The sequence below is a fragment of the Comamonas odontotermitis genome (genome assembly GCF_020080045.1).
In the GTDB taxonomy this organism is placed as follows: domain Bacteria; phylum Pseudomonadota; class Gammaproteobacteria; order Burkholderiales; family Burkholderiaceae_C; genus Comamonas; species Comamonas odontotermitis.
In genome coordinates this window covers 2,249,909-2,263,869 of sequence record NZ_CP083451.1, presented here as the reverse complement: position 1 = coordinate 2,263,869, position 13,961 = coordinate 2,249,909, and the positions used below count along the sequence as shown (strand labels likewise).

Sequence of the window (13,961 nt, the reverse complement as noted above, 5' to 3'; positions counted from 1 at the left end):
CCGAGCATGAAGACTGTCTGCCCCTCTGCCTTGCGCCTGCCGCTTGCCCTGCTGGCGGCCGGGTTGCTGAGCGCCTGCAACCTCGCGCCGATCTACCAGCGCCCTGATGCACCCGTGCCTGCCACGCTGGATGGCGCGCTGTCTGCCGTGCCCGACGAGTTTTCGGTGGAGCCCGTCTCTGCCAGCGAATGGCGCATGCTGCCCTGGCAGCAGTGGGTGGAAGACGCCCGGCTGCGCCAGTTGATGGAGACGGCGCTGCAGAACAACCGTGACCTGCGCGTTGCCATCGCCAATATCGAAAAGGCGCGTGCGCAGTACGGGGTGCAGCGGGCAGACCAGTTGCCTACCCTCAATGCCAGCGGCCAGGCCAGCCGTACGCGCACGGCAGACGACCTGCGCTCGGCCAGCGCGGGCGCTTCCACGGCGAACCAGTTCAATGTGCAACTGGGCCTGGCCAGCTACGAGCTGGATTTCTGGGGGCGCGTACGAAACCTGAGCGAATCGGCGCTGCAGCAGTACCTGCAGATCGAAGAAAACCGCCGCAGCGTGCAACTGGGCCTGATCACCGACATCAGCAACGCCTGGATCACGCTGGCCAGCGACCAGCAGCGCCTGCAGCTGGCGCGCGACACTCTGGCCACGCGCGAGCATGGCTACAGCCTCGTGCAGCGCATGCACCAGTTGGGCGCCACCAATGGACTGGTGTTGGCACAGAACCAGACGGCGGTGGAGACCGCGCGCAACGACGTGGCGGCCTATGAATCGCAGGTGCAGCGCGACCGCAATGCCCTGCAACTGCTGGTAGGTGGCCCGGTTTCCGCCGACATGCTGCCGCAGGCGCCTGCGGCGTCGCTCACGGCCCTGGATCTGAAAAAGGCGGGCTCCGGCCAACTGCTCGACGGCGCTACGCCCAAGGTGGCCACGCAGGCTGCCACCACGGCAATGACACAGGTGCCCGCGCGCCTGTCGTCGACCGTACTGCTGGCGCGGCCCGACATCGCGGCTGCCGAACACAGCCTGCAGGCCCAGTACGCCAGCATTGGCGCGGCGCGTGCGGCCTTCTTCCCCACCATCAGCCTGACGGCCAACGTGGGAACGGGCAGCAACGAACTCAGCGGCCTGTTCGAAGGCGGCAACCGCGCCTGGAGCTTTGTGCCGCAGATCCGCCTGCCCATTTTTGACAACGGCCGTAACCAGGCGAATCTTGATATTGCGCAAGCCAACCGCGATGTGGCGCTTGCGCAGTACGAAAAGGCCATCCAGACCGCTTTCCGCGAAGTGAACGACGCCCTGGCCGACCGCGCCACCATGCAGCGCAGGCTGGACTCTCAGACTGCCCTGGTGGCATCGGCCAGCCGCGTGCTGGAGCTGTCGCAGGCGCGCTTCAAGGCGGGGGCGGACGACTTCCTCACCGTGCTGGATGCGCAACGCAGCCTGTATGCCGCGCAGCAGACGCAGATCACCTTGCTGCAGGCCGAGCAGGTCAACCGTATTGCGCTGTACAAGGCGCTAGGCGGCGGGGTCGATTCCGTACAGTAAGATAAAAAAGTGAGCTGCCCGCGCTTGCAGGTATTGGTTTTGAAGGGAATTATTGCCAGACAACCAATAACAGCAAGCGCGGGCAGCTCTGTTTTTTGAAGGACTGCTTCCGGTAGCGCAGCTCGGCGCATGCATATGCGCAAAGCCATCAAGGCCAAGGCAGCTGCACTACCATCGGGGCATGACCGATACACAGCGCCCCGAAACCGTTCCCGATGCCCCGATTGCCGCCACTGAAGCCACGTCAGCCGTTTCCGGTGTTGATGCACCGGCTGCGCAGGAGGTGGATGCGCTCATCATCGGCGCCGGGCCGGTGGGGCTCTTCACCGCTTTCCAGCTCGGGTTGCAGGGCGTGCAGGCGCATATCTGCGACACCTTGCCCGTCATGGGCGGGCAGTGCATCGAACTGTATGCCGACAAGCCCATCTACGACATCCCTGGTATTCCGCTGTGCACCGGCCGCGAACTGGCCGCCAGGCTGCAGCAGCAGATTGCACCTTTTGCCCCCGTCTTCCACCCCCGCACCCAGATGGCCCAGGTACAGGCCCGGGGCGATGGCCGCTGGCGCGTGCAATTGCAGGGCCAGGAGCCTGCGCCGGATGGCGGCGATGGAACCACGTGGCTGCTGGCCAGAACCATTTTTGTGACAGCCGGGGTGGGTGCCTTTGTGCCCAAGCAGCTGCGTCTGCCCGGCATTGACGCGCTGGTAGGGCGGCAGGTGTTCTACCACCCGGATCTGGGCGAAGCCTGGGTGTCGCAGCAGGCGGCGGCGCTGGCTGCATCCAAGGCGCCAAAGATCGTGGTGCATGGCGGAGACGAGGCCGCCGTGCAGGTGGCAGTCACCGCTGCGCAGCACCCGTTGCTTGCCTCGGTGTCGGTTGTCTTGCTGCACCGGCGCGACCAGTTCAACGCACCGCAGGCCCTGCTGGATGCGCTGGCGGCCTTGCGCGCCAGCGGCCGCGTGGAGGTGGTAGTTGGCATGCCGCAGAGCCTGGAGGTGGCTGAAGACGGCGCGGCTGCGCGCCTGCAGACCATGGCGTACATCGATGCGGACGGCCAGGACCAGCGCCTGCCTTGCGACCAGCTATGGGTATGCCAGGGCATCTCGCCCAAGCTTGGGCCGCTGCTGGAATGGGGTCTGGCGATCGAGAAAAAGCAGCTGCAGGTGGCGACCGACAGCTTTGCCACCAGCGCCACGGGCATCTACGCGGCTGGCGATATCGTCAGCTACCCCGGCAAGCGCAAGCTGATCCTGAGCGGGTTCTACGAGGCCACGATGGCGGCCATGGCAGCCATCGAATACCTGCGCGGCGAAAAGCTGCTGCTCGAATACACCACGACGAGCAAGCGCCTGCATGAGCGGCTGGGGGTGTCGCACCCGGATTGATGGCGCCGCTCCGGCAGCGCCTGCTGCTTTAGAACGTGTTTACGATCTCAGCGCTTTCCGTAAGCGCGTTCTACCTTGGCTACCCGCACCTCGTAGTGCTCGTACCAGCGCTCTGCGCCTGCGCGCTGGGCGGCCAGGTGGTCGGCATTGGCTTTCCAGGCGGCGATGTCGGCTTCGGTTTCCCAGTAGGCAACAGTAATGCCCAAGCCATCGGCGCCGCGTGTGCTTTCTGCGCCTAAAAAGCCGGGCTGTTGCTGGGCGAGAACCTCCATCTGATCGGCCATGTTGCCGTAGGCGTCGTTTTCAGTCGCGGTGCGCTGCGAGGTAAAAATGACTGCGTAATACGGGGGCTGAGGCGTTTTTGCGAATCGGGAGTTGCTCACGGTACACCTGTTGGCAAGAGCGGGCGGGGCGGGAACCCCGTGCGTGCCCATGGCACGAGGTGGAGACATGCATGGCCTTGACGGGGCAGGCCCAATAAAAAAGCCAGCTGGCAGGCTGGCTTGTCGAGGTGCTGGCAATCAGCGGATCAGGTCCTTGATCTTGCCGGGCTGGCCGTTGGCCTCATCGGCGCCTTCAAGCGGCGTCTTGCGCTTGGTGATGCTCTTCCAGCCGTCGGCCAGGGCCAGCTCGGCGTTCAGCTTGATGAAGGCGATCTGGTCGGCTGGCACATCTTCTTCTGCGTAGATGGCATTGGCCGGGCACTCGGGAATGCAGACGGCGCAGTCGATGCATTCGTCCGGATCGATGGTGAGGAAGTTCGGGCCTTCGCGGAAGCAGTCAACAGGGCAGACGTCTACACAGTCGGTGTATTTGCACTTGATGCAGTTTTCGGTGACGACGTGGGTCATGGAATTTATTTACGCCAGTGGTTCAGACAAACAGCGGGAATTTTACGATTTTTGTGCAAGAGCACATAGAGCGTACTTGAATACCGTGGTTTTCGGGTACGGGATGGGGGACATGTTCATTCCACGAGCACGGCCGCAGCCGTGCTGTTGGAGGCCGGGTCCACCAGAATCAGCGAACCCAGTTCGCGCGAGCGGGCAAAGGGCGCTGCAGGAATCGCCTCCTGCAGCGTGATCTCGACGCGGCCGATGGCATTGGGCTCCAGTTGCTCGGCGGCCTGCCGTTCCAGCGTGTTGATGTCGAGCCGGTGCAGCACCTTGCGCACCTTGGCCTTGATCCAGCGGCGGCCATGCAGGGCCTGGTACACGCGGCCCGGCACCAGGGGCTCGTTGTCCATCCAGGCCACGGTGGCGGTGATCTCGCGAGTGGCGGGCCAGGCGGCCTGCTCGGCAGGGGCGTCAAAGTCGTCGTCGGCAGCTGCAGTGGCAACAGGGGCAGCAATCAACCAGTCGCCGCGCGATACGTCCACCTCACGGTCGAGCACGATGCCGGCGCTCTGGCCTGCGCCGCGGCTTTTGGCCTGGCGGGTGTGGTCGAGTACCTGGGCCACGGTGGCGCGCTGGCCGCTGGGCAGGATCTGCACGGCGGTGCCCACGGCGACGTCGCCGGTGGCGACCTTGCCCCAGAACACGCGGCGCCCCTGACTGGTGTCGGCAGAGGATGAGAACTTTTCCACCCACTGCACGGCAAAGGCAAAGGGCTGGCCGGTATCGGCAGGCGTTGCGGGGAGCTTTTCCAGCAGTTGCAGCAGGCTGGGGCCCTGGTAGCCGGCCCAGTCGGCATGGGGCGTCACCACATTCCAACCCTTGAGTGCCGACACGGGCACGGTGGCCGCCACGGTGATGCCCGCTGCCTGCGCAAAGGTGGCAAGCGCATTGCGGATGTTGGCAAAGGCGAGGGCCGGGTCGTCCACGGCGTCGAGCTTGTTGACGGCAAACACCAGGGCATTGACGCGCAGCAGGTGCACCAGCAGGCTGTGGCGGCGGGTCTGGGCCAGCAGCGGCAGCTGGGGGTTTTTCCAGTCGAGCTTGGTGGCATCGACCAGCACCACGGCGGCATCGGCGCTGGAGGCGGCGGTGACCATGTTGCGGGTGTATTGCTCGTGGCCGGGCGCATCGCCAATGATGAACTTGCGCGCTTCGGTGGCAAAGTAGCGGTAGGCCACGTCGATGGTGATGCCTTGCTCGCGCTCGGCGGACAGGCCATCGGTCAACAGCGCCAGATCGGTTTCGCCGCCACGCTGTACGCCAGCGAGGTGATCCTGCAGCACCGATTTGCTGTCAACCAGCAGGCGGCCGATCAGCGTGGATTTGCCATCATCGACCGAGCCGCAGGTAATGAAGCGCAGCGCAGAGGCATTGCCTGCCGGTTTTGCATCATTTGGGCTGCCGGCGCCCGATGGTTGGGCGGTGGCTGCTATTGAAGTAATGGTTTCTGTCATCGCATTCATCTCAGTGATTCAGGCATTGGGCGTTGCGCATCGATGCAGCACTGCCGAGGGCAGAACCGCCCAGCAGCGCCTCAGAAGGGCATGCTCCTAAAAATATCCGTCTTTCTTGCGCTTTTCCATCGAGGCGTCGCTGGTCTTGTCGTCCATGCGGGTGGCGCCGCGCTCGCTCACTTCGGCCGTCAGGGTTTCGAGCACGATGTCGGCGGCCGTTGCTGCGTCGCTCTCCACCGGGCAGGTGCAGGTGATGTCGCCCACGGTGCGAAAGCGCACGGTGCGCTGTTCCACCGATTCGCCGTCCCTGGGCGGTGTGAGCGCGGTCACGGGCACCAGCAGGCCCTTGCGCTCGACCACATCACGCTCATGGGCGTAGTACAGGCTGGGCAGGGCGATTTTTTCGCGGTCGATGTACTGCCACACGTCCAGCTCGGTCCAGTTGCTGATCGGGAAGACGCGGAAATGCTCGCCGGGCGCCAGGCGCGTGTTGAACAGCGTCCACAGCTCGGGGCGCTGCGCCTTGGGCTGCCACTGGCCAAAGCTGTCGCGGTGGGAGAAGATGCGCTCCTTGGCGCGGGCCTTTTCCTCGTCGCGGCGCGCACCGCCAATCAGCGCGTCGAAGCGGAACTCCTCAATGGCTTCGAGCAGCGTGACCGACTGGTGCACATTGCGCGATTCACTGGGGTGCGACAGGCGCACCGTGCCGCGTGCCATGGAGTCTTCGACACTGCGCACAATCAGCTCGGCGCCCAGCTCCTGGGCGCGAAAATCGCGGAAGTCGGTCACCTCGGGGAAGTTGTGGCCGGTGTCGATCATCAGCAGTGGGTAGGGGATGCGGCCCGCGCCGAACGCTTTTTCCGCGCACTTGAGCATGACCAGCGAATCCTTGCCGCCGGAGAACAGCAGGGCGGGGCGCTCGAAGGCGGCCGCCACCTCGCGCAGGATGAAGATGGTTTCCTCTTCCAGCGCATCCAGATGCTGGTTGCTCAGGTGGCTGAGCACATCGGTTTCAACACGGGCATTCATTTGTTTTTCCAATACTTTCAAAACTGGCGCGCTCTAAGCGAGGGCAGCCGCGCAAGGGCCGACCCGCCGCGCTGGCTGCGTCCCCCTCCCGCGTAGCGAGAGAGGGGGAAGACGCGAAGTGGCTCAGGGGGTGTCATGTTCAATGCGCCAAGTGCAGGCCGCATTCGCGCTGCGCTTCGCCCTTGGTCGGGTCCACATAGTCGAAGTTGTTGGGCAGACCGTGCTTTTCGCAGTAGTCATACAGATCCTTGGACGACCAGTGCAGCAGCGGCGCCACCTTGATGAGGCCATCGGGGTTGATGCTGACCGGCTCCATCTGGGCGCGCACGGCGCTGTCGGTGGCGCGCAGTGCGGTGAACCAGACCTGGGGCGCCGTCTCGCGCAGGGCCCGGGCAAAGGGTTCGAGCTTGACTTCTTCAGTGAAGGCGGCGTGGCGCGGGTCATCGAGCGCGGGCGTGGGGCCCTCGACCGCTTCGCGGTGCGCACGAGAGCGCAGCGGCAGGTAGGTGCGCAGGTTGAGCCCCAACTTCCGCGTCACCTCGTCGGCAAAGCGGTAGGTGGCTTCGGTGTTATAGCCGTTGTCCATCCAGATGATGGGCACATCAGGCTGCACCTGCGCCACCATGTGCAGGATCACCGCCTCGAACGGACGGAAGTTGGTGGTGACGATGGCGCTTTTGCCCAGACCCAGGGCCCACTGCACGAGGCCGGGCGCATTGTGGCCGAGTTCGGCGTTGACCTGGGAGAGGTTCAGGCTGCTGTTCATGCGGCCTCCTCGGTGGTAGCCGTCGTACCGGCAGCGTCGCGGGCAAAGTGCGGGCGCGGCTGCAGTGCATCGCCCTGGTAGAAGCCGCTGAAGCGGGCAAACTGGCGCTCTGCGGCGGCGGGGTCGATGCCTTCGGCCAGCACGGCGCTGGTGAAGCCGCTGCGGGCCATCTGTACCAACTGGTCGATCAACACGTCGCCGGTGGCGCGGATGTCGCCAGCAAAGCCGTAGCGGCGGCGCAGCAGCACGGCCTGGCTGAATGCGCGGCCATCGGTGAACTTGGGAAAGTTCAGCTCGACCCGCTCCACGCCTTGCAATGCGCCGCTCGCTGCGATCTCGGCGAGTTCGGCGTCGTTGGCAATAACCAGGGTCTTTTCAACATCGGCGCTTGTAGTGACTGCGCTGGCAGCAATGATTTTCATAGCGTTTTCTCAGTGACAGCGTTATCCGGCAATGGCTTCTTCAGCCTTGGGGTGGCGTGCGGCATTGGCGGAGGCCTTGAACGGGTCGTGGCCGATGCGGCGCAGCGCGTCGATGAAGAATTCACCCGGCTTGCGCAGTTCGCGGAAGGTGGAGAGCATGGCTTCGATCACATCGGGCACTTCGGCCGCCGAGAACGAGGGGCCGACCACCTTGCCCGGGATGGCTGGGCCGGAGAGCGTGGTGCCGTCGGCGCCGCCCAGGGTGATCTGGTACCACTCCTTGCCGTCTTTGTCGACGCCCAGGATGCCAATGTGGCCGCTGTGGTGGTGGCCGCAGCTGTTGATGCAGCCGCTCATGTGCAGGTCGATGGGGCCGAGGTCGAACACCTCGTCCAGATCCTGGTAGCGCTCGGTCAGTGCTGCCGCAATGGGCAGCGAGCGGGCGTTGGCCAGCGCGCAGTAGTCGCCGCCGGGGCAGGCGATCATGTCGGTCAGCAGGCCGATGTTGGGCTGGGCCAGGCCCAGATTGCGCGCCGCTTCATACAGCGCGGGTAAGTCGCTTTCATGCACCCAGGGCAGCAGCAGGTTCTGCTCGTGCGTCAGGCGTGCTTCGCCCGCCGAGAACTGGTCGGCCAGCTGGGCCAGGGCGTCAATGGTGTCGGCGTCGGCATCGCCCGGGGCAAAGCCCACGCGCTTGAACGACAGCCCCACGGAGCGCAGGCCTGGCAGGCGATGGCCGCGCACGTTTTGCTGCAGCCAGCGCTGGTAGAGCTGGCCGTCCGTCTTGACGCTGGAAGGCAGGTTGGCGGGCTGAAGCGCAGGCACCACGAAATTGGCGCTCACGCGGTCCAGCTCGGCCTGGGTGATGGTGTGCGGCGCGCCGTCCTGCTCCACAATGGCGCGGTACTCGGCTTCCACCGCGTCGATGAACTTCTGGCCCTCGGCCTTGACCAGGATCTTGATGCGGGCCTTGTACTTGTTGTCGCGCCGTCCGTAGATGTTGTAGACGCGGATCACGGCCTCGATGTAGTTGAGCATCTGGTGCCAGGGCAGGAACTCGCGCACCACGGTGCCAATGACCGGGGTGCGGCCCATGCCGCCGCCCACCTTGACGATGAAGCCGACCTCGCCCGCGTCGTTGCGCACGGTCTGCAGGCCGATGTCGTACCAGCCGGTGGCGGCGCGGTCTTCGGCAGAGCCGTTGAGCGACATCTTGAACTTGCGCGGCAGAAAGGCGAACTCGGGGTGCAGCGTACTCCACTGGCGCAGAATTTCGGCAAAGGGGCGTGCATCGGCCACGCTGTCTTGCGCAATGCCTTCGTACGCCTCGCAGTTGATGTTGCGCATGGCGTTGCCACTGGTCTGGATGCCGTGCATGCCCACGCTGGCCAGCAGGTCCATCACATCGGCAGCCTTGGTGATGGGAATCCAGTTGAATTGCACGTTGGTGCGCGTGGTGAAGTGGCCGTAACCGTACTTCAGCGGCGCAGCGGCCAGGGTGAGGCCGGGCTGGGCGGCCTGCAACTGGTCCTGCGTGGTCTGGGCATGGGCCAGCAGCTCGGGCGTGGGCTTGTCGTATTCGCGGGCAATGTGGGCCAGCATGCGCAGCTGGGCGCTGTTGATTTCGCCATAGGGCACGGCAATGCGGGCCATGGGCGCATAGCGCTGGATGTACCAGCCGTTTTGCAGGCGCAGCGGCAGCAATTGCTCGTCGGTCAGCTCACCGCGCTGCCAGCGTTCGAGCTGGTCGCGGAACTGCTGGGCGCGGAGTTGGACGAATTCGCGGTCGAAAGAGGTGTATTGGTACATCGTGGTGCAAGGTTTGCTAGGCCCGGACCGGAGAAGCTGCCCCGCAATGGCGACGGCTGTCCGGCTGTTTCGATGTACTGTAGAAAAGTTTTATATAAACTCAAACGACTTTTTTCTTGTGCATGTATGAAATTCAGTAATAAGAAAAGCAAGAAAGCTTGTGCAAATTTGGCATAAGCGCCCGCGCATCTGTCAGTTTCAGGCGCTATGGCTGGGCGGAGCGTTCACTACGCGCAGGAAGCGTGCGGTCGGTGGACAAGGCTTTGGCCAGGCCGTTGGTGACCGGCAGGGGCTCGTCGTGCAGGCGGGCGACCAGCAACTCGGCGCACAGCAGCGCCCAACTGAGGCCGCGCGATCCCATGGCGGTGCAGACCCAGGGCGGCATGCGGCCATTGAGGGAGTCGTTTGAATCGCTGGCGTCACCGTCTACAGGCCTGGGGCCGACGACGGGCAGCCGGTCTACCGAGGCGCAACGCACCTGGGCCCAGGTGCGGGCAGTAGCAAAAGAGGCCGTGTAGACCTGGCTGGCCGCGGGCAGCAGGGTCTGCAATTTGGCCCAGTTGTCGCCATGCGCGCGGGCGGCATCGGCAGGGGATGGTGGCAGTTCTGTCACATCGCGCTCAAAACTCGATCCCATGACCCAGGCTGGCCCTGCCGCGCCAGAGGCCCCGGCTGGCGCTTTGAAGAAGGGCACCCAGCTGCCGTGGCCGTTGACCGGGTGATGCCGGGCAGGCTGCTCGCCATTGCCGTAGGTGGCCCAACTGACCTGGCCGCGAATGGATTGCAGCGGCAATGGCTGGGGCGCGCTTGCTTCGGGCATGGCGGCCAATACCGCATTGGAATGCGGCCCCGCACAGACGACCACCAGGTGCGCGCGGGCCAGCTCTGCGCCTGCCGCGTCTCGCACCGACCAGGTCGCCGCATCCGGTGAAGCCTTGATCTGCGCCATCTGCGCCTGTCCCACAAAGCGGATGCCCGGCGCCTGCAGCAATGCCTGCACCAGGGCTGCCGGGCGCAGCCAGCCTGCATGCGTGTGCCAGAGCGCCGCGTCGTCAGCGGGCAGACCTTGTGCGGCCAGCACGTCTGCGCTGGCAGGGGTGCTCCAGGCCGCTGCGGCCTGCGCCAGGGCAGGGTCTGTGCTCCAGGCCGGCGGGCGCTCGTGGGCGCCGGTTCGGCGGCTGGCAGCGTGGTCCGGCGCGATTTCGGCATGCGCGGCGGTCTCGTCGCGCGGGGTGGCCAGATGGCGGCGCTCCAGCACCCCGGTCGGGGCCCAGTCTTCACCTGCTTGCAGCAACTGGCGCGCCCATTGCCAGGTGGTGCGCACGCCTGCGCGGGTGATGCGTGAAAGCACGCTGTCGTCGCTGCTGGTGTGCGGCGCAAAAATGCCGGCGGGCAGGGCGGAGGCGCCTGCGGCGGGCTGGGGGGCGGCATCCAGCACTGTTACCTGCCAGCCGCGCAGGGCCAGTTGGTGCGCGCAGGCAGCGCCAGCGATTCCTGCGCCAATCACGACGGCGGTGGGCAGGAGCGGTGCTGCCAGATCCGTTGCTTTGACAGCGTGCGTCCCCAATGCCCACAGCGGCGCCTTGCGCGGCTCCCATGCGGGGTCGAACGTGGCGTGGAGGTTGTCGCGCTTTGGCGGAACACCGGGTACCTTGTTGACCTGAAACCCGCACTGCGCCAGATCCTTACGCACCTGGGCGGCAATCGTCCAGGTGGCAAGGCGGGTGCCGCGCCGTGCGCAGCGGGCCACGGCCTTGAGGGTGTGGAGGCTCCACATCTGCGGGTTGCGCGCAGGGCTGAAGCCGTCAAGGTAGATGCTGTCGACCACCATGTCCTGCTGGCGCAGCATGGCCTGGGTATCGCCCACCAGCAGGGTCAGCAGCACGCGGCCGCCGTCAAAGCGCAGGCGGTGCACGCCGGGCAGCAGGCCCCACCACTGCGCGGCAAGCTCCCGTGCCATGGCCTGCAGATGCGGAAACTGCTCGGCATGGCGCAGCAGGTCGTCGGCACTCACGGGGAAGGCCTCGGTCGATACGAAATGCAGCAACTGGCTGCGTGCAGCGTCACCCCGCCAAGCATGCCAGGTGGCGAGAAAATTCAGGCCAAAGCCGAAACCGGTTTCCAGAATACGCCACTGCGGCTGGCCCGCCCAGGCTGCGGGCAACCCCACGCCAGCGAGAAAGACCTGTTCGGCCTGCTGCACCGCATGCGCGGCTTCGCTGCGGTAGCGGTCGCCAAAGCGCGGGCTGTAGGGCGTGCCGTCTTCCATCCATTGCACGATCTCGCTCATGGCTTGCTCGGATTCCTTGTCAAAAACATGAGCATTGTAGGCAGTTGGGGTATACGCCATGTTCACATTTCATTGGCATGACAGAAAGACCCAAGTGTGCAGACTATCATGGCCCCATGTGTTCCCGCCGCTCTGTGATCCGAACGCTGGCCCATCCTGTGGTGTGCGCTGGCGCCTTGCTTTTTGCCACCGTGGCCAGCGGCGAGGCCGCGATACCCGTTGGTGCCGAGCCCTCCGTCTACAGTGCAGCGCAGGCCGAGCGGCAACCGCTGCTCGATACGTTGCAGACGCTGGTGAACATCGAATCGGGCAGCAAGGATTTTGCCGGCGTCAGCTATATCGCCCAGGTGGCGGCCGACAAGCTCAAGGCCCTGGGGGGCGAGGTGCGAATCATCCGCAGCACCGATCCCGAACGCCTGCAGGACACGCCCGAGCAACCCGGCCCCGCCGTGCAGGCGGTGTTCAAAGGCTCGGGGCATTCCAAGATCATGCTGATCGCCCACATGGACACGGTCTACCACCAGGGCGATCTGGCGCAGCAACCCTTTCGGATCGATGGCGAGCGCGCCTATGGCCTGGGCATTGAGGACGAAAAGCAGGGCGTGGCGCTGGTGCTGCACAGCATGGCCCTGCTGCAGAAGATCGGCTACGACCAGTTTGGCCAGATCACCGTGCTGTTCAACAGCGATGAGGAAATCAGCTCGCCCGGATCGCGCAAGCTGATCACCGCGCTCGCCAGAGACCAGGACGCGGTCTTCTCGTTTGAAAGCGGCGGGCAGGACGGCACGCTGCACCTGGCCACCAGCGGCATTGGCGCGCTGTTCCTGTCGGTGGAAGGCAAGGCATCGCATGCCGGCGCGCGGCCCGAATATGGTGTGAACGCGCTCTACGAGCTGTCGCACCAGTTGCTGCAGATGCGCAACCTCTCGCGGCCCGAGCGCGGCCTCAAACTCAACTGGACGCTGTCGCAGGCGGGCAGCAATCGCAACGTGATACCCGCCCATGCCGAGGCACAGGCCGACGCACGCGCCCTGCGCGTGCAGGATTTTGATGCGCTGCAAAGCGCCGTGCAGGAGCGCATTCGCAACAAGCTTTTCGACGGCAGCCGGATCAGCGCCCGGTTCGAGCTGCGCCGCCCACCCATGGAGGCGAGCGACGCTGCCCGCAAGATTGCCGCCCAGGCCCAGCAGATTTACCGCAAGGAGCTGGATCTGCCGCTGCGCGTGAACGACGTCGCCCTGGGCGGCGGCACCGACGCGGCCTTTGCCGCGCTGAGCGCGCGCGGCGGCGTGGTCGAAGGCATGGGCCTGGGCGGCTTTGGCGCCCACAGCAACCATGACGAATACATTCTGCTGGGCAGCATCGTGCCCAGGCTGTATCTGGTGGCGCGGCTGGTGATGGAGCTGTCGGCGCCAAGGGGGGAGGCGGAACACAGTGACGCTCACAGCGCGACCACGGGTGTGCAGCAAAAATAGTGTGCAGCGCCTTTCTGGACTGCGCAGAGTGCTGCTAAAAGTAGAGTGAAAAGCCACTACCCATTGAGCGCCGCAGCTGCCATGCTCGCAATCTGGAGGGCAATGTCGGCCGGGGTTTCGTCCTCCATGTGCCACACCGCAGAGAGCCCGCTCCACGCCAGAATCCACTGCAGCAGGCGCTGTCGATCGAGCTGCGCGGCCTGCGTCACCAGTTGCAGCCTTGCCTCAAAGCGCTGCGGATGGCAGGCGGTTGCGGCATCGGGGTTGCAGAAGAGGTTGGCATAGTCAAAGCCGCGCTCGCCCAGCAGGCCCTTGGGGTCGATGGCCAGCCAGCCGCGATTGCCGCCATCCAGAATGTTGTGGTGATGGATATCGCCGTGCAGGCAGACGACATCGCGGGGCGTAGCCAGCAGCTGCTCCATGGCCCGCTGTGACGCGCGCAACGCGCTGGCGGGCTCGGCACGGAAGGCTGCCAATGAGGCAAAGCGCTGGGGCAGCGGCGTCAATGCAGGCAGCGGTGTGGCACGTGCGGCGTGCAATTGCGCGACAACGGTGCAGATGGTGCGGGTGGCCTCGCCATCCTGGCCGCGCTGGCTCATCGCCGCAAGTGAGCGTGCTCCGGCGGCTCGCTCCATCAACAGGGCATGGCCGCTGCGTGCATAGACCTGCACCGCGCCGCTCCCGTCCCACCACTGCAGCGCGTCGTAGCCAGCGGTTTCCTCCTCCGATTCACTCACTTTCAGCATGGCAGCGCGGCCCTGGTGAACGACGGGGAGCAGGGTGGCCGCATGGGTCTCCACCAACGGGCCATCCGGCACCAGCGCCCAGGCTTTCAGTGAGGAGGTGAGGTCAGGTGGCATGCCGAAATGGAGGTGCGGAATGAACAGGGTCAAA

12 protein-coding genes are annotated in these 13,961 nt (G+C 65.3%); 3 read left to right on the top strand and 9 right to left on the bottom strand.

The genetic code is table 11. The features are described from left to right. Positions 1–6: 6 nt before the first annotated feature. Complete coding sequence (locus LAD35_RS10445) at positions 7–1,539, top strand: efflux transporter outer membrane subunit (protein ID WP_224149023.1); 1,533 nt, start codon at positions 7–9, stop codon at positions 1,537–1,539. 181 nt (positions 1,540–1,720) lie between these two features. Continuing rightward, positions 1,721–2,926, top strand: coding sequence for an NAD(P)/FAD-dependent oxidoreductase (locus tag LAD35_RS10440; RefSeq protein WP_224149022.1), 1,206 nt, complete (start codon positions 1,721–1,723; stop codon positions 2,924–2,926). 47 nt (positions 2,927–2,973) lie between these two features. Here LAD35_RS10440 and LAD35_RS10435 read toward each other — a convergent pair whose 3' ends face one another. From LAD35_RS10435 to mnmC, 8 genes are all read right to left on the bottom strand, one after another. Then, the gene (locus tag LAD35_RS10435) at positions 2,974–3,360 is read right to left on the bottom strand and encodes an antibiotic biosynthesis monooxygenase family protein (protein WP_396022788.1); all 387 of its coding nucleotides are present in this window, start codon (positions 3,358–3,360) and stop codon (positions 2,974–2,976) included. Between the two features lie 87 nt (positions 3,361–3,447). Further along, entirely contained in the window at positions 3,448–3,777 is a 330-nt protein-coding gene (fdxA, locus tag LAD35_RS10430) for a ferredoxin FdxA (RefSeq protein WP_184710995.1), read from the bottom strand. A gap of 116 nt (positions 3,778–3,893) precedes the next feature. After that, positions 3,894–5,276: a sulfate adenylyltransferase subunit 1 gene (locus LAD35_RS10425; protein WP_224149020.1), complete on the bottom strand. Its 1,383-nt coding sequence runs from the start codon at positions 5,274–5,276 to the stop codon at positions 3,894–3,896. A 96-nt stretch (positions 5,277–5,372) separates the two neighbouring features. Then, positions 5,373–6,305, bottom strand: coding sequence for a sulfate adenylyltransferase subunit CysD (gene cysD, locus LAD35_RS10420; protein WP_224149019.1), 933 nt, complete (start codon positions 6,303–6,305; stop codon positions 5,373–5,375). A 139-nt stretch (positions 6,306–6,444) separates the two neighbouring features. Continuing rightward, positions 6,445–7,071 carry a phosphoadenosine phosphosulfate reductase domain-containing protein gene (locus LAD35_RS10415; RefSeq protein WP_224149018.1) on the bottom strand — a complete coding sequence of 209 codons (627 nt, stop codon included), beginning with the start codon at positions 7,069–7,071 and terminating at the stop codon, positions 6,445–6,447. Next, positions 7,068–7,493 (bottom strand): DUF934 domain-containing protein, encoded by a 426-nt coding sequence (locus LAD35_RS10410; RefSeq protein WP_224149017.1) that lies wholly within the window; start codon positions 7,491–7,493, stop codon positions 7,068–7,070. The genes LAD35_RS10415 and LAD35_RS10410 overlap by 4 nt, the downstream gene beginning before the upstream one ends. 21 nt (positions 7,494–7,514) lie before the next feature. Next, the gene (locus tag LAD35_RS10405) at positions 7,515–9,302 is read right to left on the bottom strand and encodes a nitrite/sulfite reductase (RefSeq protein WP_224149016.1); all 1,788 of its coding nucleotides are present in this window, start codon (positions 9,300–9,302) and stop codon (positions 7,515–7,517) included. Positions 9,303–9,507: 205 nt separating this feature from the next. Beyond that, on the bottom strand, positions 9,508–11,592 hold the full coding sequence (mnmC, locus tag LAD35_RS10400) for an FAD-dependent 5-carboxymethylaminomethyl-2-thiouridine(34) oxidoreductase MnmC (RefSeq protein WP_224149015.1): 2,085 nt from the start codon (positions 11,590–11,592) through the stop codon (positions 9,508–9,510). Positions 11,593–11,708: 116 nt separating this feature from the next. Here mnmC and LAD35_RS10395 point away from each other — a divergent pair, with 116 nt between their 5' ends. Beyond that, positions 11,709–13,067, top strand: coding sequence for a glutamate carboxypeptidase (locus tag LAD35_RS10395; protein WP_224149014.1), 1,359 nt, complete (start codon positions 11,709–11,711; stop codon positions 13,065–13,067). 56 nt (positions 13,068–13,123) lie between these two features. Here the strand turns inward: LAD35_RS10395 and LAD35_RS10390 are convergent, their stop codons facing one another. Beyond that, complete coding sequence (locus LAD35_RS10390; protein WP_224149013.1) at positions 13,124–13,927, bottom strand: aminoglycoside phosphotransferase family protein; 804 nt, start codon at positions 13,925–13,927, stop codon at positions 13,124–13,126. Between the last annotated feature and the right edge of the window lie 34 nt (positions 13,928–13,961).

Coding starts and splice junctions, on each gene's coding strand:
- LAD35_RS10410 (WP_224149017.1), bottom strand. CDS start 7,493: ATGAAAATCATTGCTGCCAGCGCAGTCACTACAAGCGCCGATGTTGAA.
- LAD35_RS10445 (WP_224149023.1), top strand. CDS start 7: ATGAAGACTGTCTGCCCCTCTGCCTTGCGCCTGCCGCTTGCCCTGCTG.
- LAD35_RS10440 (WP_224149022.1), top strand. CDS start 1,721: ATGACCGATACACAGCGCCCCGAAACCGTTCCCGATGCCCCGATTGCC.
- LAD35_RS10395 (WP_224149014.1), top strand. CDS start 11,709: ATGTGTTCCCGCCGCTCTGTGATCCGAACGCTGGCCCATCCTGTGGTG.
- mnmC (WP_224149015.1), bottom strand. CDS start 11,592: ATGAGCGAGATCGTGCAATGGATGGAAGACGGCACGCCCTACAGCCCG.
- LAD35_RS10415 (WP_224149018.1), bottom strand. CDS start 7,071: ATGAACAGCAGCCTGAACCTCTCCCAGGTCAACGCCGAACTCGGCCAC.
- fdxA (WP_184710995.1), bottom strand. CDS start 3,777: ATGACCCACGTCGTCACCGAAAACTGCATCAAGTGCAAATACACCGAC.
- LAD35_RS10390 (WP_224149013.1), bottom strand. CDS start 13,927: ATGCCACCTGACCTCACCTCCTCACTGAAAGCCTGGGCGCTGGTGCCG.
- LAD35_RS10435 (WP_396022788.1), bottom strand. CDS start 3,360: ATGGGCACGCACGGGGTTCCCGCCCCGCCCGCTCTTGCCAACAGGTGT.
- cysD (WP_224149019.1), bottom strand. CDS start 6,305: ATGAATGCCCGTGTTGAAACCGATGTGCTCAGCCACCTGAGCAACCAG.
- LAD35_RS10405 (WP_224149016.1), bottom strand. CDS start 9,302: ATGTACCAATACACCTCTTTCGACCGCGAATTCGTCCAACTCCGCGCC.
- LAD35_RS10425 (WP_224149020.1), bottom strand. CDS start 5,276: ATGACAGAAACCATTACTTCAATAGCAGCCACCGCCCAACCATCGGGC.